Origin of the sequence: Comamonas sp. Z1 (genome assembly GCF_008121555.1) — a bacterium.
GTDB classification, from domain to species: domain Bacteria; phylum Pseudomonadota; class Gammaproteobacteria; order Burkholderiales; family Burkholderiaceae_C; genus Comamonas; species Comamonas thiooxydans.
Genome location: NZ_VOQT01000036.1, coordinates 1 through 17,576, shown reverse-complemented (window position 1 = coordinate 17,576; position 17,576 = coordinate 1). Strand labels below are relative to the sequence as shown.

At 56.1% G+C, this 17,576-nt stretch carries 17 protein-coding genes and 1 pseudogene; 9 read left to right on the top strand and 9 right to left on the bottom strand.

Translation table 11 applies throughout. The features are described 5' to 3' along the window. Positions 1-648: 648 nt before the first annotated feature. The 4 genes from chrA to FSY45_RS26795 form a co-directional block, all read right to left on the bottom strand. Complete coding sequence (gene chrA / locus FSY45_RS26810; RefSeq protein ID WP_046462827.1) at positions 649-1,878, bottom strand: chromate efflux transporter; 1,230 nt, start codon at positions 1,876-1,878, stop codon at positions 649-651. Then, complete coding sequence (locus FSY45_RS26805; RefSeq protein ID WP_003052407.1) at positions 1,875-2,204, bottom strand: PadR family transcriptional regulator; 330 nt, start codon at positions 2,202-2,204, stop codon at positions 1,875-1,877. The genes chrA and FSY45_RS26805 overlap by 4 nt, the downstream gene beginning before the upstream one ends. Positions 2,205-2,649: 445 nt before the next feature. Beyond that, positions 2,650-3,450, bottom strand: coding sequence for an anti-sigma factor domain-containing protein (locus FSY45_RS26800; RefSeq protein WP_046462826.1), 801 nt, complete (start codon positions 3,448-3,450; stop codon positions 2,650-2,652). Between the two features lie 18 nt (positions 3,451-3,468). Next, positions 3,469-4,044 carry a sigma-70 family RNA polymerase sigma factor gene (locus FSY45_RS26795; protein ID WP_046462825.1) on the bottom strand — a complete coding sequence of 192 codons (576 nt, stop codon included), beginning with the start codon at positions 4,042-4,044 and terminating at the stop codon, positions 3,469-3,471. Positions 4,045-4,281: 237 nt separating this feature from the next. Between FSY45_RS26795 and FSY45_RS26790 the strand changes: the two genes are divergently transcribed. After that, a complete protein-coding gene (locus FSY45_RS26790; protein WP_046462824.1) occupies positions 4,282-4,875 on the top strand; it encodes a ferritin-like domain-containing protein in 594 nt (197 codons plus the stop codon). Between the two features lie 68 nt (positions 4,876-4,943). Beyond that, entirely contained in the window at positions 4,944-5,498 is a 555-nt protein-coding gene (locus tag FSY45_RS26785) for a DUF3455 domain-containing protein (protein WP_046462823.1), read from the top strand. Positions 5,499-5,555: 57 nt separating this feature from the next. On the opposite strand, the pseudogene FSY45_RS26780 reads toward FSY45_RS26785, so the two are convergent. Then, positions 5,556-6,173: pseudogene (locus FSY45_RS26780) on the bottom strand (transposase); the annotation flags it as partial. Between the two features lie 69 nt (positions 6,174-6,242). Then, positions 6,243-6,794 carry a hypothetical protein gene (locus FSY45_RS26775; RefSeq protein ID WP_148748555.1) on the bottom strand — a complete coding sequence of 184 codons (552 nt, stop codon included), beginning with the start codon at positions 6,792-6,794 and terminating at the stop codon, positions 6,243-6,245. Positions 6,795-6,897: 103 nt separating this feature from the next. Between FSY45_RS26775 and FSY45_RS26770 the strand changes: the two genes are divergently transcribed. From FSY45_RS26770 to FSY45_RS26740, 7 genes are all read left to right on the top strand, one after another. Further along, positions 6,898-7,353 (top strand): lipocalin family protein, encoded by a 456-nt coding sequence (locus tag FSY45_RS26770; RefSeq protein ID WP_012838084.1) that lies wholly within the window; start codon positions 6,898-6,900, stop codon positions 7,351-7,353. 73 nt (positions 7,354-7,426) lie between these two features. Next, positions 7,427-8,491 carry an NAD(P)/FAD-dependent oxidoreductase gene (locus tag FSY45_RS26765; RefSeq protein ID WP_148748554.1) on the top strand — a complete coding sequence of 355 codons (1,065 nt, stop codon included), beginning with the start codon at positions 7,427-7,429 and terminating at the stop codon, positions 8,489-8,491. Between the two features lie 18 nt (positions 8,492-8,509). Continuing rightward, on the top strand, positions 8,510-8,671 hold the full coding sequence (locus FSY45_RS26760; protein ID WP_080731466.1) for a DUF2256 domain-containing protein: 162 nt from the start codon (positions 8,510-8,512) through the stop codon (positions 8,669-8,671). Then, on the top strand, positions 8,668-9,963 hold the full coding sequence (locus tag FSY45_RS26755) for a DASH family cryptochrome (protein ID WP_148748553.1): 1,296 nt from the start codon (positions 8,668-8,670) through the stop codon (positions 9,961-9,963). Before FSY45_RS26760 ends, FSY45_RS26755 begins: the two co-directional genes overlap by 4 nt. After that, a complete protein-coding gene (locus FSY45_RS26750) occupies positions 9,960-11,519 on the top strand; it encodes a cryptochrome/photolyase family protein (protein ID WP_148748552.1) in 1,560 nt (519 codons plus the stop codon). Before FSY45_RS26755 ends, FSY45_RS26750 begins: the two co-directional genes overlap by 4 nt. A gap of 23 nt (positions 11,520-11,542) precedes the next feature. Further along, positions 11,543-12,241: an SDR family NAD(P)-dependent oxidoreductase gene (locus tag FSY45_RS26745; RefSeq protein ID WP_148748551.1), complete on the top strand. Its 699-nt coding sequence runs from the start codon at positions 11,543-11,545 to the stop codon at positions 12,239-12,241. A gap of 33 nt (positions 12,242-12,274) precedes the next feature. Further along, positions 12,275-13,177: a TIGR01777 family oxidoreductase gene (locus FSY45_RS26740; protein ID WP_148748550.1), complete on the top strand. Its 903-nt coding sequence runs from the start codon at positions 12,275-12,277 to the stop codon at positions 13,175-13,177. Between the two features lie 181 nt (positions 13,178-13,358). On the opposite strand, the gene FSY45_RS26735 is transcribed toward FSY45_RS26740, so the two are convergent. The 3 genes from FSY45_RS26735 to FSY45_RS26725 are packed head-to-tail and all read right to left on the bottom strand — an operon-like array spanning position 13,359 to position 17,497. After that, a complete protein-coding gene (locus FSY45_RS26735) occupies positions 13,359-15,884 on the bottom strand; it encodes a PAS domain S-box protein (RefSeq protein ID WP_148748549.1) in 2,526 nt (841 codons plus the stop codon). A gap of 12 nt (positions 15,885-15,896) precedes the next feature. Continuing rightward, positions 15,897-16,730 (bottom strand): ABC transporter substrate-binding protein, encoded by an 834-nt coding sequence (locus FSY45_RS26730; RefSeq protein WP_041744070.1) that lies wholly within the window; start codon positions 16,728-16,730, stop codon positions 15,897-15,899. 29 nt (positions 16,731-16,759) lie between these two features. Continuing rightward, positions 16,760-17,497, bottom strand: a complete 738-nt coding sequence (locus tag FSY45_RS26725; RefSeq protein ID WP_370512852.1) for an HD-GYP domain-containing protein — start codon at positions 17,495-17,497, stop codon at positions 16,760-16,762. Positions 17,498-17,576: the final 79 nt, after the last annotated feature.

Below are 17,576 nucleotides of genomic sequence, written 5' to 3'. Positions count from 1 at the left end.
AGTCAGAAGTGGACCATGCCCATCCGGGATTGGAAGGCTGCGCTGACCCGCTTTACCATTCAGTTCGGAGACCGCATCTCCGTCAATTGAAGTCCGAACCGTTTACACAAAAATTCGGACACGCCCAGGACGGTTTTACGCCCCAACAGGCGAATGATATTCATGCATTCGTGAAGGCTCTAACGCCGGAGATCCGGAGCGTTGTCGTGCATTGTGAAGGTGGCTATTCGCGATCATGTGGCGTTGTCCTAGCGTTGCACAACATCTACGGCTTTGCTGTGAACGCGAGCAGTCTCAGTCAAGCCAATCGGTCTGTTGTGACGACCATCGAGGTTACTAAACGTTGATTGATCCTGCGGATACATGAAGTTGAGAGCGACGATCTCATCTCAAGCAAATCCGCCCGTGGCTTGAGCTGCGAGGCGCAAGATGAAGAAAGGCCTCTTTTCTCAGATTTTTGTAGTGGTTCGATACTCGAGTGCTGTGTTCAGACTTGGGCTTGGCCGCTGGAGTGGTGCTTGATTAGAGTCGTTGGAGACCAATGATAGAAGGCTGTTCATGGTCGGAAACAGCCAGCGACAGAGGGCACCTCACGACCCAGAGCCGACGTTGGCATGGCTTGTTTGGCTGTCTGCTGTGAAGAACGTTTCAGAGGCCTATCGCCATGACCCAGCCCGACAGCCCGGCCAGCAGAACCACTAATGCTGGCGGAACGCGCCCCACAGTCAGCAGCCCGAATGACAGCAATGCCAGCCCAAAATCCGACTTGCTATGGATCGCGCTCGTCCACACCGGGTCATACAGGGCGGATACCAGAATGCCTACCACCCCGGCGTTGATGCCGGCCATGGCTGTTTGAATGCCAGCGCGATGACGCAGCCCTTCCCAGAATGGCAACGCACCTATGAGCATGAAAAAGGCGGGGAGAAAGATAGTGGCCAGCAGCGCTAGACCACCAATCCAGCCATGCAGCGGGCCGTAGGCGACTGCGCCAAGGTAGGCTGAGAACGTGAACAATGGTCCTGGCACGGCCTGCGCTGCACCGTAGCCAGCCAAGAAGTCGGCATTGCTCACAATGCCGCTAGGCACCACCGCAGCTTGCAGCAGTGGCAAGACAACGTGTCCACCGCCGAAGACCAGTGCGCCGGAACGATATACCCCTTCCAGCAGAGCTATCGTGGACGAGCCCGTGACTGCTGCCCACAATGGCAATCCGACGAGCGGTGCAGCAAACAACAGCAGTGCAACAATGCCCAGCTTGCGCGAAACCGGGTAGCTATGTGCCTGGCCACCGCCAGGTTGAGCTATCTTTAATTGCCACCATCCCAGCAACCCCGCCACCGCGATGGCGGCAACCTGTCCCAGCGCCGAGGGCAAGATCATGGTCAGCAGTGCTGCCAGAATTGCGAGTGCAGCACGGGGTCGATCTGGACACAGTGACTTAGCCATACCCCATACAGCCTGCGCCACGATGGCCACGGCGACAACCTTGAGTCCATGTACCCAGCCAGACTGCGCCAGACCCTGGTATTCAGCGATGCCGAAGGCAAACAGGATCAATGCAATAGCAGACGGCAAAGTAAAGCCCGCCCAGGCTGCCAGCAATCCAGACCAGCCTGCGCGGCCTAGCCCCAGCGCCATTCCGACTTGGCTGCTGGCCGGTCCGGGTAGGAACTGGCACAGGGCTACCAGATCGGAATAGCTGCGGTCATCCAGCCAGCGGCGGCGCTCGACAAACTCCGATCGGAAATAGCCTAGGTGAGCGATGGGTCCACCAAAGGAGGTCAGGCCTAGTTTGAGAAAGGCGCCAAAGACTTCGGCAGTCGTTCCCCGCGCGGGAGTGGTTTCGTGCGACAAGGTGTTGGTGGAATCGGTCATTTGTGCATTGCCTCCCCGGTGAACTCCCGGATGCGCTCCTTGGCCAGCGCCAAGCCTTCTTTGCCCTTGCTCGTGATCGTGTAGAGCTTGCGCACCGTGCGCCCTTCGCGCTCCTGCCGCGAGACAAGGTAGCCGTCCCGCTCCATCTTGTGCAGCATCGGGTAGAGCGTTCCAGGAGACAGGCGGTAGCCGTGATGAGCTAACTCGTCGATCATCCATTGCCCATAAATTTCCTGTTCGGCAGCATGGTGCAGCACATGCAGGCGAATAAACCCGGACAGAAGGTCGTGGTGCTCTAGTGTGTTTGGTGTTGGTTTTTTTGTCATATCGAATGTCGATATCGAGATTCGATGATAACTCTTGCATGAGCACTTAGTGTGTTTGGCCGATGCCCCTTCTTCCGATAGATCACGCGGGCTTTAAGGTCTGGCTTCTTAAGGCTGGCAGTTGGAGCTGTATCAGTTGGATGTAACTAGGACGGTACGGTAGGGTCTTCTGCCCAGGGGCCCTACTTTGAAAGACTGCTAATGGCCGATCTGCGACTGTCGCTGAACGACCCGTTGCGGTCGCTAGCAAGATCACTAGCCCACGTCTGCTCTCGGCGTAAGCGGTCGCTGTACACTGGGCAAACTGGACGAAATTTGGCCACGAGATAGCATGCTGATTGGTGGTTGTTGTCGAGGGCCTGCGCTCGACTGAGAGCAGCCATTGAGGTTTAACAGCTTTTTGCTGCCTCAGTCGAGATGGCCTTCGTGTCTGCGGAGGCCTGAGTCAAAGATCCCGCCGTATGAGTGCACCCTTGAATAGCACTGGGCCAGTCGGCCCCATCGAGCTGGGGACGCCGCCTTTCGGCTCCAGGCTGATGGCCAGGGCCGGGACTGCTTTCACATCAGTCTCTTGTGCCGTGAGCTGGTCAAGTTTTCCGTCACCCATGACCCCCAAGGATCGTGGAGCGCCCTGTTGAGGCAAGGCCCACAATTGCAGAGACTTGTTGTCGGCCTCCTTGAAGCCGCTCACGCGCTGCAACACCAGTTGCTGGTGCCGGGGATCGAAGGTCACCAGCATGGACGCATCGGCCTTGCCATCGGCCAGCACCGCCACATATTGAATTTGGGGGGCCGCCTGCAATTCAGCCTGCGCCATCTGGAGTTGAGTCTGTAACGCAGACAGTTTCTGCTGCGAGGTATCCCTAAGCCCTTGATGCGACCAAAGCCCTACCGAGATAGCCGCCACCGTGGCCAAACCGCCTGCCATTGCCAGTCCACGCCACCATGCGACTGTCGGCCATGCCGACTTCGATGCAGTTTCACGCTGCCTAGCCAACTTGGCTTTGGCTGTTTCGGCCTGCAGCAGGTTGGCAATGCGTGTCCAGACCACCGCATCGGGCTGCACTGGAGTCTGGACTTCGGAGAAGGCCGACCAGCGACCTTGCCACAGCAAGGCTGCCGCACGCACCTGAGGATATTCGCGTGCCAGTTGCTCAAAGCGACGGCGCGCCCCTCCATGCAAAGTTCCCAGTGAATAGGAGGCAGCCAGGCGGTCAAGTAATTCAGGGTTTTGGCTCAGATTCATGATGTGGACTCCTGGCACTCAGACGTGGCGCGCCATGCATTTGCGCAACTGCTCCAGGCTGCGGCGCATCCAAGTCTTGACCGTGCCCAACGGCAGCTTCAGGCTGCTGGCCAGTTCGCTATGACTTAGATCGTTCAGATAGGCCAGACTCACCACCTGGCGCTGTGGCTGCTCCAGCTTTTCCAGACACTGGTGCAAGACCACAGCCTGTTCACTGGCCTCCACCAATTGCATGGGCCCTTGTGCGTCCTCGCCCTGCGGCAACTGCTCAAAGTCCTCAATCGGTAAATTGAGATGCAGGCGCTCGGCTCTGCGTCGACGCAAAAAATCCAGGGCCCGGCTGCGCACCAGCATGCCCATCCAGGCCAGGGGCGGGCTGAGCGAGTCCCGGTAAGTCCCCGCACTGCGCCAGATTCCCAGAAAGCTCTCCTGCAGCACATCCTCGGCCCATTCCTTGTTTCCGAGTATGCGCAAAGCCAGTCCATACAGCCGCGTGGAGGTCTGGTCGTACAGCAGCTTGAGAGCAGCCTCGTCCCGGGTTGCTACGCGGTCGATCAGGTCCATCAGTTGGTTGTCCGGTGTTTTGGCGCTCATGCAGCCATTTTGATCAGTAGGACCTGCTTCATGCTGTGCTGTTGGATAACTGCCAAGGCATGTTGCAGTTCCTGGTAATCACCTATACGCAGCATCTCGCGTGGTGGATGTGGAAAACGCACGAAAAATCTGAAAAAAGTTTTCAGAAACTTGAATCCATCGTGCAAAAGGCTGCGTATTCCAAGCGTCGGACATCAAAACCGATAGACACATCCCCACAGTCAACCAGGAGTCATCATGAGCATCCATCTGTTTGAAGGCCATTCCTCGCCCATGGCCTCGCGTCGCGGATTTCTCGGCACTACCGGCACTTTGTCAGCCGTGGCGGTTGCCATGCTGGCAGGCAACGAGGCCCTGGCCCAAGGCATGGGCAATGATCCAGCCAAGGATGTCTCCATCCTCAATGTGGCACTGGGACTGGAGCACGAGGCTATCAATGCCTACCAACTAGGCGCCGGCAGTGGCCTGCTGCAAAAGCCCGTTCTGGATGTGGCCCTGCTGTTCCAGAGCCACCACAAGGCCCACCGTGACGCCTTGATTGCCACCATCCAGAAGATGGGCGGAAAGCCGGTGGCTGAAGCCTCGATGCAGGCCTATGCAGAATCTCTTAAGGCCGCAACGCTCAAGAGTCAGGCCGATGTTCTCAATCTGGCTGCCAGACTGGAACTTGGCGCGACCAATGCCTACCTGAGCGTCATTCCTGCTTTCGAAAACCGTGACCTGGCCAAGGTCGCAGGACGCCTGGCTGCCGATGAAACCATGCACTACACGGCCCTGATCTCGGCTCTCGGCCGCCCCTTGCCAAGCAATGCCTTGTCGTTTGGTGGCTGACCTGGCGAAGCCCCGGGTACCGGGCAGTCACGCCCGGTGCATTTTTCATCTTATTTGAGGGAGTCATCATGACGCATCGACACACACTTTCGCTGACCGCTCTGTGCCTATCCGCGCTTGGCCTGAGCGCTTGCTCATCCATGGGCTCTCACTCCATGTATTCACAACCCGAACTTCCGGCTACCGTGCAAGTGCCCGCAGGACACAAAGTGGCCATGGAGACCGTGGGCATTGGCCAGATCACCTATGAGTGTCGGGCCAAGAAGGACATGACAGCCGAGCACGAATGGGTGTTTGTAGGCCCCGATGCCAAGCTGCAAACGCGAAGCGGTACGGTCATCGGCAAATACTGGGGGCCGCCAGCGACTTGGGAGAATAACGACGGCTCCAAGGTCACTGCCACGCAGCTTGCCGTGGCTCCTGCCGGAGCGGGCAATATCCCTCTGCAACTGGTCAAGGCCAACCCTGCTAGCGGCGTGGGAGCCATGCAGGGGGTGACCTATATCCAGCGTGTGGCAACCAAGGGTGGCGTTGCGCCGAGCATGGCCTGCGGAGCTGCGAATCTGGGCAGCAAGCAGATCGTGCAGTATCAGGCCGACTATATTTTTTGGAAAGCGGTCTGACGTTAAGACTAGGAGCGCACCTTACCTGTCAGCGATTGGAAGGTGCGCTTTTTTGGTTCATCGCGCATTACCGGGGAAGGCTGCGCGAATCTTCAGAAAGATATAGTCCTGATCGCGGTAGCCATAGGCCCGGCGCTTGATGAGCTTGATGGTGTTGTTGATGCCCTCGACAACACTTGTGTTCAACGGATGCCGGCATCGGGCGATGATCCCGTGCAGGTAGCTTTGCAAGCGCTGAGCGAAGGCGCTCAGTGCTGTAATACCGCTTTGGCGCGCTTGCTCACACCAGTGCTGCCAGGCGCGATGCGCCCAAGCCGGACGACGGTAAAACCACAGCTGTTTTAGCTCATCGCGCAAGACGTATATCGCCATTAATGGCTCATTGGCCGCCAGCAGCTCCTTGAGCTGCAATGCTTGTTGAGCCTGCAGCTTGTTGCGATTGCGCAGTAGCAACCAGCGGCTGGGCTTGAGCACCTTGCGCGCCGAGGGCTGTTGGCGCAGCAAGTTGGCCTGATCGACACGCACTCGGTCGATAACCTCCCGGCCATACTTGGCCACGACATGGAACAGGTCATAGACGATCTCGGCGTTGGGGCAGTTGGCCTGGATCTCCAGCTCGTAGGCAGTAGTCATGTCGATAGCAACCGCGCGAATGCGCTGGGCAACGCCAACGGGCTGCATGTCATCAGCTCTGACCCCTATCGCTTTCAGTAGTGGCTTCTGGCCAGGAGCTCGCTTCAAAAACTATAGCAAAGCTGCGACTTCAATGTCTTTTTTTGCAATAACGCACATATCGAGCACCTGCAGATCTAGCACATCAATGCCCCAATAGTGCATGCCTGGCATCTTTAGTTTATAGTTTGAACTGATGAGTTCATGATTTGATCTTATTAGTTTGAAAAATGATGATGCAAAGCAAAAAGAACATTCATGTTCAGTTGAGCGTTGGTGACGCGGTGTACTTCCTTGCAGGAGCGCACAAGCCGTAAGCAACCAGCGAGTTCGAGCAGCACCTGCCTCCAAGATGGCAGCGCGCCGTAGAGACGTTTTTTCCGGTGTCTTCTCGCGTCGCACCTTCAGGCTGTGATTCAAGTCTTGCGGGAGCTGCGGTTGAGCCGGCAAGTTGCACTGCGCTTGAAAAATAAGACCACTGACGGTTCGGCTAATTTTTTGGCTCGCTGAACATAGTGATTTTGGAGTTCGTTCTGAGTCCGAACATGCGAAACATGTTGGCTCAAGCAGCGAAATCTCGCCGATCGTTGTCTCTGTCTTGCGCATTAACCAAAGGAACTTCATGCATATCTCTAGAAGCTCATTTATGCGCGCGACAGCGCTTGCGACGGTACTTGTGGGGGCCAACGTTGTTCTATCGGGTTGTGCTGTTGACATACCTACTGGGGTGAAGCCGGTCACCGGTTTTGATGCCAAGCGCTACATGGGGACTTGGTACGAGTTGGCACGCATCGATCACAGCTTCGAAAAAGACTTGACCCAGGTCTCAGCTAGCTACAGCCTCAACGATGACGGAAGCGTTGCAGTGCTGAACCGAGGATTCGACTCAGTCAAGCAGAAATGGCGCGAAGCCGAGGGCAAGGCTCGATTCCTTGGGTCGCCAGATGTTGGGGCTCTGAAGGTATCTTTCTTCGGCCCTTTCTATGGCGGCTACAACGTGGTGAGCCTTGATGAGGACTATCAAACCTCTTTGGTGATTGGCAGCAGCATGGATTACTTCTGGCTTTTGTCACGCAATAAGACCATTCCCGAGCAACAGTTCAATCTGTTGCTACAGAAGGCCAAAACCCTGGGCGTAGACCTGAGCCGTGTCACTAAGGTCTCTCAATCGAACCAGCCTTGAGTTCAGAAAAGTCATACTCCCGCGACTTTGCGTCCACGCGGATGCATCTAGTACTTACAGACTTTGAATTCCCATGAGCACCCCCAACCCTACAGAGAGCAGCAGCAACAAAGCCATCGCAATCATTGGCGCAGGCATGTCTGGACTAGCCTGCGCCCAGGCGTTGGTAGAAGCGGGCCACTGCGTCCATGTATTTGACAAGAGTCGCGGCCCCTCCGGCCGAATGAGCACGCGCCGTAGCAGCGATGGAGACATTGATTGGCAGTGTGACCACGGTGCCCAGTATTTCACGGCACATCATGCAGAGTTTAGAAAACAGGTCTCCGAGTGGCAGCAGGCAGGTGCTGCGCAGGTTTGGCAGGGCCTCATCGGCAAACATGATGGTTATGACTTCGCACCGCAAGACAGCTTTTTGGAGCGCTTTGTCGGTACCCCACGCATGACCTCTCCGGCTGCACATATGGTGCGCGACATGCATGCCACATCGCAATCTGTGCGCTTTCAGTGGCAAGCCACCGTCGCGCCTTTGCAACCGCGTTCGGCGTTTGGCTGGATTCTGCAAAGCCAGGAGCATGGCACCGAGCCACATCGCTACGAAGCGGTTGTGCTTGCCGTTCCAGCACCGCAGGCCGCGTCGCTGCTGGCAGGTGTTGCTCCTGATGCCACTGCCCTTGCAAGTAATGCCAGGATGCTGCCCTGCTGGGCACTCATGGTGCGCTGCCATCAACCGTTGTCACTGCCAGTAGACGGCTGCTTTGTCGAGCACAGTCCATTGCGTTGGATCGCACGCGACAGCAGCAAACCTAGCCGAGGCGGCACCGAAACCTGGCTGCTGCATGCCGCACACAGTTGGAGCGAGGCACATTTGGAAGACGATGCCGCAACTGTCACGGCCGCACTGCTGCATGCATTTGCGCAACTGGGAGGCCCCGATCCCGCCAATGTTCAGGCCACCGCTCATCGTTGGCGCTATGCCGACACCGCCAACCCATTGAACGCTGGCGCATGGTGGGACGCTGCAGCAGGTTTGGGAATGTGCGGAGACTGGATGCACAGCGGCAGCGTGGAAGGTGCCTGGCTGAGCGGACGGAGCCTGGCCCGGCATGTCCACACGGCGCTGCACTCGCACGCGGGCTGAGATCGAAGGAGGCATGCCGTGCACCGCAAACCGCATCTGCCTGAAAAGTCATGCCTTTGCTGCGGGCGCCCATTTGCCTGGCGCAAAAAGTGGGCTCAGGTGTGGGACGAGGTCAAATACTGCTCCGAACGCTGCCGTCGGCAGCGCAAGCAGTCACCTCCACCTGGGGAACAGACATGAGCACGGTGCTGCTCTGGTTACGCAACGACCTGCGCCTGCACGACCAACCCGTGCTTCACGCCGCGTGCAGGATGGGGGCGCAGTACATATTGCCGGTGCTGTGCCTGCCGGACATTCAAGCCAGAACCCATTGGGGCTTTGCCCGTGTCGGCCAGCACCGTCGCACCTGGCTAGCCAAGACGATACAGAACCTGGCCGAGAATTTTCACGAACTGCGCTCTCAGCTATTGATTTTGAATGCGCCAGCCGCCAAGGCCCTGCCTGCGCTGGCACAGGCCTTAGGGGCCGACATCATTGTCTGTGAAGACATCGCCGCGCCCGATGAGCAGGCCGAGGTTGAAGCTCTGCGTGCTTCAGGCTTGCAGGTTCACACGGTGTGGCACAGCAGCCTGCTGCATCAGGACCAATTGCCTTGGCCTGTGCGCCAACTGCCAGACGTATTCACACCGTTTCGCCAGGCTGTTGAGCACGCCAAGCTACAACCTTACCCGCCTCTGCCAGTACCGGAGGCTCTGCCCAGAGTTCCGCCACATATACCCAATGAGTATCTTCGAGAGCAGATACCAGCTCTGAGCGCGTTGGCCGGCCCCTCTCCTTCGCTCGATACCCGAAGCGCCATCGCCTTACTGCAAGGCGGCGAGTCTGCGGCCCTTGCACACCTGCGGCAGTACCTCGCACGTGGTCTTCCCCACAGTTACAAGCGTACGCGTAACGGTCTGGTGGGATTGGACTACTCAAGCAAATGGTCGCTCTGGCTAGCTACAGGCGCGTTGTCGCCACGGCAAGCCTACGCTGAACTTCGACAATTTGAAGCTACGCGCGGCGCGACCGAAAGCAGCTACTGGCTCTGGTTCGAGCTGCTTTGGCGGGACTATTTTCGTTTTCTGCATATGCAGCATGGTCGGGCGCTCTACCGTGCACGGGGCCTGGGTCCGGAGCTTGCCACGCCACATGATGATCAGAACTTTGCAGCCTGGTGCTCAGGGCAAACCGGCCAGACGCTAGTGGATGCAGCCATGCGCGAGTTGGCTGCCACGGGCTACCTCAGCAACCGTTTGCGCCAAGTGGCGGCCAGCTATCTGATCCATGACCTGGGCTGTGACTGGCGTGCCGGCGCTGCCTGGTTTGAGTCACAGTTGCTGGACTATGACGTCTATAGCAACCAGGGCAACTGGCTTTACATTGCCGGTCGGGGTACAGATCCGCAAGGAGGGCGTCGCTTTGATCCTGTCAAACAAGCGGCCACCTACGACGCTGATGGAGCCTACCAGCGTCTCTGGGGTAAAGCATGAGCGATAGTACGGCCGCCACCCACAGCGCACATACCCTGCGTCTGGTACTGGGTGATCAGCTCAATCCGGAACACAGTTGGTTTCGGAAGGTTGATCTGCAGGTCGTGTATGTACTGATGGAGGTGCGGCAGGAAACCGACTATGTGCTGCACCATGCACAGAAAATTCTGGCCATTTTTGCTGCCATGCGCGACTTTGCGCGCCAGCTGCGTTCCGACGGTCACCGGGTTCGTTATGTGTCGATCGACGATGCCAGTAACCGCCAGTCCATACCCGGCAACCTGGCTGCGCTTGCTGTGCACTACGGCGCCCACACGGTGCAATGGCAGCAGCCCGACGAGTGGCGGCTGGACGCTCAACTACAGGCTTGGGCTAGCAGCCAGCAGTTGACCTGCACTGCAGTAGACAGCGAACACTTCCTAACGGCACGCGATGACCTGGCTACCCAGATGCGTGGGCGCCGCCAATGGTTGATGGAGCATTTCTACCGCACCATGCGCCGCCGTTACCGACTCCTGCTGGACGAACATGAACGGCCCTTTGGCGGACAGTGGAACTTTGACAGCGACAACCGCAAACCCTGGCCAGGAACCCCTGCTGAGCCTGAGGACTGGCGTCCCCTCCACGACCACAGCACTCTCTGGGAAATCGTGCAGCGCAGCAATGTTCAAAGCTTCGGTGACGCGCAGGCGGATGCACTGCGTTGGCCATTGAACCGGCGAGAGGCAATGCGCTGTTTAGAGGCATTTGTCACCCATGCACTGCCGCACTTTGGCGACTATGAAGACGCCATGTCAAGCCAAGCGCCGCGCTTATTCCACTCTTTGCTTTCGTTCGCGTTGAACGTGAAGATGCTGCACCCTCTGGAGGTGCTGCAATGTGCCGAAGCCGCCTGGCGCTCAGGCCACGCGCCGCTCGCTGCTGTGGAAGGCTTTGTGCGCCAGATCCTCGGCTGGCGTGAGTACATCCGCGGCATCTATTGGGCACATATGCCGGGCTACGAAAGTCGCAATGCGCTGGAGCACCACTTGCCGCTTCCGCACTGGTTCTGGACCGGGGAAACCCATATGCGCTGTTTGCAGCAGTCCATCAAGCAGTCGCTGCAAACCGCACATGCCCACCATATCCAACGGCTGATGGTGATCGGTAACTTTGCCTTGCTGGCGGGGCTGAATCCCATGGAGCTGCACCGCTGGTATCTGGGCATCTACATTGACGCTTTTGAGTGGGTAGAGCTGCCCAACACGCTGGGTATGAGCCAGCGCGCCGATGGCGGCCTGATTGCCACCAAACCCTATGTCAGCAGCGCGGCCTATCTGCAGCGCATGGGCGACTATTGCCAGGGTTGCGCCTACAACCCCAAGCAGAAGACCGGCCCGAGCGCCTGCCCTTTCAACGCTCTTTACTGGGACTTTTTTGCGCGTCACGTCGATGTTCTTGGCAGCAACCACCGGTTGGCACTGGTGTACCGACAGTGGCAGAAATTCCCGCCTGAGCAGCAATTAGCGTTGCGCGCACATGCTCAGCAACTGCGCGAACAGCTCGACCACCTGTAGCAACGACATCACCGAGGCCTACCATGCAATCTCTGCCGACTGGTTACCGTGCTCTCATTCTTGGGGCATCCGGCGCTATAGGCGCAGCCATTGCCGCGCAGTTGGAGGCAGATCCACGCTGCGCCGCAGTCGCCGCTCTGAGCCGAAGCAGCAGTCCCCCCGTCGACTTCGGAGCCTTGGACTCCATCGCAGTTGCCGCCGACTCGCTGCGTCAGCAAGGTCGCTGGAACCTGATTGTGGTTGCCACGGGAATGCTCAGCGGCCCAACCGGCGCTCCCGAAAAGCGACTGGCTGACCTGAACGCCGCACACATGGCAGCCAGTTTTACCATCAACACCATCGGCCCTGCCTTGGCCTTGGCACACTTCTCACAGTTACTTCCAAAGAACGAGCCAAGCGTGCTTGCGGTTCTGTCGGCCAAGGTAGGCAGTATCGGCGACAACCGTCTGGGTGGCTGGTATAGCTACCGAGCCTCGAAGGCTGCACTGAACATGCTGCTCAAGACGGCTTCTATTGAAATGGCTCGCACGCATCCAAAAGCGGTCCTGGCAGCCCTGCATCCCGGCACAGTTGACTCTGCTTTGTCGGCTCCGTTTCGCGGTGCTCAGATCGGCCGTCGTCCCACCGATGCTGCGCGGGATTTGTTGGCAGTATTAGACGGCCTGCAGCCACAGGACAGCGGCGGCTTCTGGGCATACGATGGACAACGCCTGCCCTGGTGAGTCTTTTGGTCATTTCCTAAAAAGGAGAACCCCATGCGCATCCTGTTGGCCGGAGGCACCGGACTCATTGGACAGGCTCTCTGTCGGCTCTGGCGGAGCCAAGGTCACGATCTCTGGGTGTGGAGCCGAACTCCTCAGCAGGTGGAAAGATTGTGCCTGGGCTCCAAGGGTATAGCGCATCTTGATTCACTCGATGGTAGTGCTTCATTCGATGCTGTCGTCAACTTAGCAGGAGCACCCATCGCAACTCACCGTTGGTCTGCAGAGCGCTGCGAGCTTTTGTGGAACAGCCGAATTGACCTGACGCGCACCTTGGTGGATTGGATGGGAAGGCAAGATTCGATACCGCAAGTCTTGATCTCGGGCTCTGCTGTCGGCTGGTACGGTGACGGCGGAGAACAGTGGTTGTCAGAAGACAGTTCCGCGGGCAACATCGATTTCGGAAGCCGTCTATGCGTAGCCTGGGAGCAGGAGGCTATACGCGCGCGCCAGCTTGGTGTGCGGGTTGTAGTACTACGCACTGCCCCCGTGTTAACGTCAACCGGTGGAATGCTGGCACGGCTGCTGCCAACATTCCAACGAGGGCTTGGAGGCAGATTGGGCAGCGGGAAACAGTGGATGCCATGGATACATATCGAGGACCAAGTCGCTCTCATCGACTACCTTTTGAACAATGAGAGCTGCAGCGGGCCGTACAACGCCTGCGCACCTGAGGTAGTTCGCAATGCTGACTTCACGCAGATGCTCGCCCGAGAGTTAGGCAAACCGGCCGTATTTCACATTCCGGCCTGGGCGTTGAGACTGGCACTAGGGGAAATGTCCGTTCTGTTGCTAGGAGGTCAGCGCTTGGTTCCGCAGCGCGCACAGGAAGCAAGGTTTTCTTGGCGGTACCCTGAGCTTTCTGGCGCCTTGAGCCAACTGCTTCGCGAGCATTGAACTGGCTGCCCCTCGACCTCTCATCAGATCACCTATCAAGAGTGGGCCATACCGCACAGCGAAGGGCTGAGCCTGGAGAAATCGAGATGCCGTCGTAAACGCAAATCATGGCTCTACGTCGATACCATACTTGCTCTAACAACTATAGCTTCTGGTATTAGCACCATTCGACATATACAGACTACAGCAGCTCTCCTGGCTGCGTCTCTTGAGCTGAGCGAGTAGGCAGCGTAATGCGAAAAACTGCACCGCCGTCTGGCCTGTTGGCTGCTGTAATGGTGCCATCCATCGCGTCGATAATCTTTCGGCAGATTGCCAGTCCCAAGCCCGTTCCACCCGAACCGTCTTTCGTTTTGCTGGACTGAACGAATGGCTGAAAAATCTTGTCTAACTCTTGCGTTGGCACGCCTGGTCCTTGGTCTAGAAAGTCAACACAGATGTTTCCTTGACCATCGAAGTGCCCTTCAACATCGATACGCCCATGGGGCGGAGAGAATTTGATGGCATTAGCCAGCATATTGCGAATGACTTGCTGAAACCGGACTGGGTCTGCTTTGGCAATTAACGGAGCATCCTCCAGCCTAAGCCGCAGATCAATTTGCTTCTGATGGAGCAGTGGCTCAAGTTCGCGTGCAACTGGCCTAATCAGCCCTCTGAGATCAACTTTTTCCGTATGGATTGACCCCACTGGACTTTCAAGTTTTGCTACATCCAAAAGGTCGTTGACCAACGCTAACATTCGCTGTCCCGCTGCATGAATGTCATAAAACATCTCACCTAACTTAGGGGTTGCACGTGACCTAAGCTGTCCCAGCTCGGAGAAGCCAATAATCGATTGAAGCGGAGTACGCAGTTCATGGCTCATGTTCGCAACGAACTCAGACTTCACTCTAAAAGCCTCCTCCGCAGCATCTCGGGCCTCCCGCGTCGCTAGCTCGGCAATCCTGAATTCCGTGACATCCACGAAGATGCTCAGCACACCTGTCGGGCGCCCCCGCACGTCTTTAATCGCTGTCTTTGTAATTTGCATGTCCCGATAGGTGCCATCGGCATGAATGACTTTGGTGTCAAGCACTGTGCGCTGGCCCGACGCGAGAACAATATCATTGGTTCGAAGTTGCTTCGTTGCATCTTCGCTGGCACAGATATCCTGCAAATTACTGCCCATCACTTGCAGCGAGTTCGAGCCAGAAAACTCCTCCCATGCTTTGTTGGCAATCGTTATGCGATGAGCCTCATCGGTGACCAGCAGTGGCAGAGGGGTGGACTCAAAAAGCAAATGCTGAAAAGTAAGCTGTGTTTGCAATTCTTGCTGTGCCTTCCAGCGCGCCGTCACATCCACTGCACTGCCTGCGAAGCCAATGATTTCGCCGTGTTTCGTAAGAGGAACTACGGCGATGTCGCAGAGAATTTCCCTCTCGTTTGGCAATGCGAATTGTGCTTGGCATGTGCGCAAACTCTGTCGGCTCTTTGCGTCGAGCAGAACCTTAACCTGAGGTCTAAATTGAGGCTCAACAATTTTCTCTAGCCTCAGTCCAAGAGCTTGCTTGCTGGACTGGCCGGTAAGCATCTCCCAACGTGCATTCACAAAAGTCAGTCGCCCATCCTTGTCTGTGCGAAAAATCAGCTCTTGAACGCTGCGCATAAGCACGGCCAGCTCTTGCTCACTGCGAGCAAGTTTTGCTTGAGCTCGGTCCATCTCTCTGTGAGCTGCACTTTGAAGCTTGCGAGTCTTGCGCACTGAATAGCCCAACCCGATAACAAGAAAAAGCAATGCGAGCCCGGCAACAAAAAAGATGAACGCGTCATCTTTCCAACGCTGAACAACTGCGGAATACGGCTCCTCTACCAACAGCACAAGCGGCCAATGACGCACCGTTCGGAAGGAAACTATTTCCTGCTCACCAAGCATGCCTTTGCCGATGTATGAGCCCCGCTCACCGTTGAGCAACATCTGCTTGAAGATAGGAGTCTGCAAGGCTTCTGACTGCTGGACTGCCGCCCCCTTATTTGTGCTGGCCAGCGGTTCGCCTTCGTAAGTCAACAACAAAGCTTCATAGCTCAGGGACTCAAGCGTTGCCTGGTAGAAATTGGCCACTGCATCTGGATTTATGAGGGCAACAAGATAGGCCGTGCTACCGTCTTCCTGAAGGAAGCTCAGTACGTGCGGTAGAAAGCTGACGCCCCGAGGCGACTGGTCCTTGCTGGTACTGAGCGCCGACAAGTTTCTTCCTTGAATCAGCTTTCCCAGCGTAGCCGCTCCAGGTTTGGGCTCGCGAATTTTCTCAGTGAACAGCGACTCAATGGGAACTGTCGCGCCTCTGTCACCCGGCTGCGTACTCGCGAGGACATTGCCTCGCCGATCCAGCAAAGCCATCGCGCGAATAAACGGAATTTGTGAGACCACTTGAGCTAAAGAAGCCTGCCTTTCCTGGGCCGAGGCATCGTGGTCAACAATTGCAGGACTTAGAGCAAGGCTCGACAATGCCAATTCGCTTGTCTCGAATGTCCGTGCCGTTTGCTCCTCAAGAACTCGAGCCAGCAGCATTGCCTGTGACTTACTCTGTTCAGCTTGTGCGTGCAACTGCCCCCAGATGTAAATTGCAAGAGCTCCTAGCACACACAATGCAAATACAAAAATCAAGCCTTTGATATGAGCACTGTGACGGACGCCTAAAAACTGACGGGTTGCAGCTCGGTGTGGCATCGTTCTCGTACTTTATCGGGTGGCTTCGGGTACCACTATGGCGCTTAAACCATTGTTTTTCGCAGCCCGCGCTAGACGTCCGTCGCGCTTGATATCTGACACAAACTGATTAAGGCGTGCTAACCATTGATGGTCCTTGGGACTGACGGCATAGCCATAGGGAAGGATATGGAAAGGCGTAGTTGGAGGAATCAATTGGGCCCAGTCGGCACTATCCAATAATCGGCGGCTGTAAGGATAGTCAGTCATAAAGACATCCACACGGCCAGCCATTAGCTCCTTTTCTCGGGTCTGAGGGGGCTCGATAGACACCACTTGGGCATGCTTGAGCGATTGCTTCATCACCGGCTCCATAAAGGTGCCACGCTGAACGGCTACCTGCACACCTGGCTTGTCAATGTCTGTCCAAGTTTGGACGACCGGGTTGCTCTTGGTGCTGATGCCATAGATGTCGGAACTCAAATAGGGTGCAGTAAAGCTTAATTGCTGTTGTCGTTGCGGCAGTATTCCAACTGCAAACATTGCGACATCGCATCGCGCCCCTAACAAATCTGGAATTAGTTTTGGAAAAGATGAGTCAATGTATTCGAGGCGCACTCCTAGGTCTTTCGCAAGCTCGGCGGATAGTTCAATGTCAACGCCTTGAAGCCGACCAGAACGATTATCGCGAAAGGTAACTCCGTAGTATTCAGGCCATATGCAAACTTTAAGTGTTCCAGTTGACTTTACATGATCTAAAACAGCTCCAGAAAAAACTTCGAATGAGCTAGCCAGAATACATGAAGCTATCCCAAGCTTGGCAGCAAATCTTCTATAATTTATTTGAAACATCTTTTTTAAACCCATTACTTTTTTCCAGCAAAGCACTATTTCATTCAAGGTGTGTCAATGAGATCTTCAAAAGTTGGAGAATGACGCGTTAATGCGCATCTCAACTCATCCAGCTCATCTATGTTCTTCATGAAGATGTCGACGATCGCTGGATCAAGAGCTTTGCCATGTTCCGCTTGGATCATATCGAGCGCAACCTTTAGGGGAAATGCTGGTCGATAGACTCTATCCATCGTTAACGCATCGTATATATCAATAATGGAAGTAATACGTGCAGAAAGTGGAATATCTTCACCGGATAACCCTTTAGGGTACCCTTTGCCATCAAAACGCTCATGATGGCAAGCGGCTATTTCAGCAGCCATTTGAAAAACTGGAATTCGCGATTGCCCAAGTAACTTTGCACCTATTTCAGCATGCTTATTCATACTGACACGTTCCTCTGGCGTCAATGGACCGTTCTTTTTAAGGATGCTGTCTGGGATACCAATTTTTCCAATATCATGCATGGGGGCTGCTTTACGAAGCAGACTGGAAAAATGTTGGGTACAACCTAAGCGTAAAGCTAAAGCTTCAGCGATATAGCCAATGCGAATAATGTGTGCGCCTGTATCGTCATCTTTGAATTCGGCCGCCATCGCTAAGCGCAGCAAAGTTTCGTGATGAGCACGCGTGACTTCTTTGAGAAGTTGGTTGCGCTCTTGGTACATGTGCCCGAAGTCTCTAATGAACTGGAGGGTGTGCAGAATTTTGTGTAAACGGACAATCAACCGCCGGCGCAAGCCGGACTGTCCGTAAGCACAATGAGCACCAAGAAACACGACGTACCCGAAGAACTGCTGTCTGGCCTGCTGGCCAACT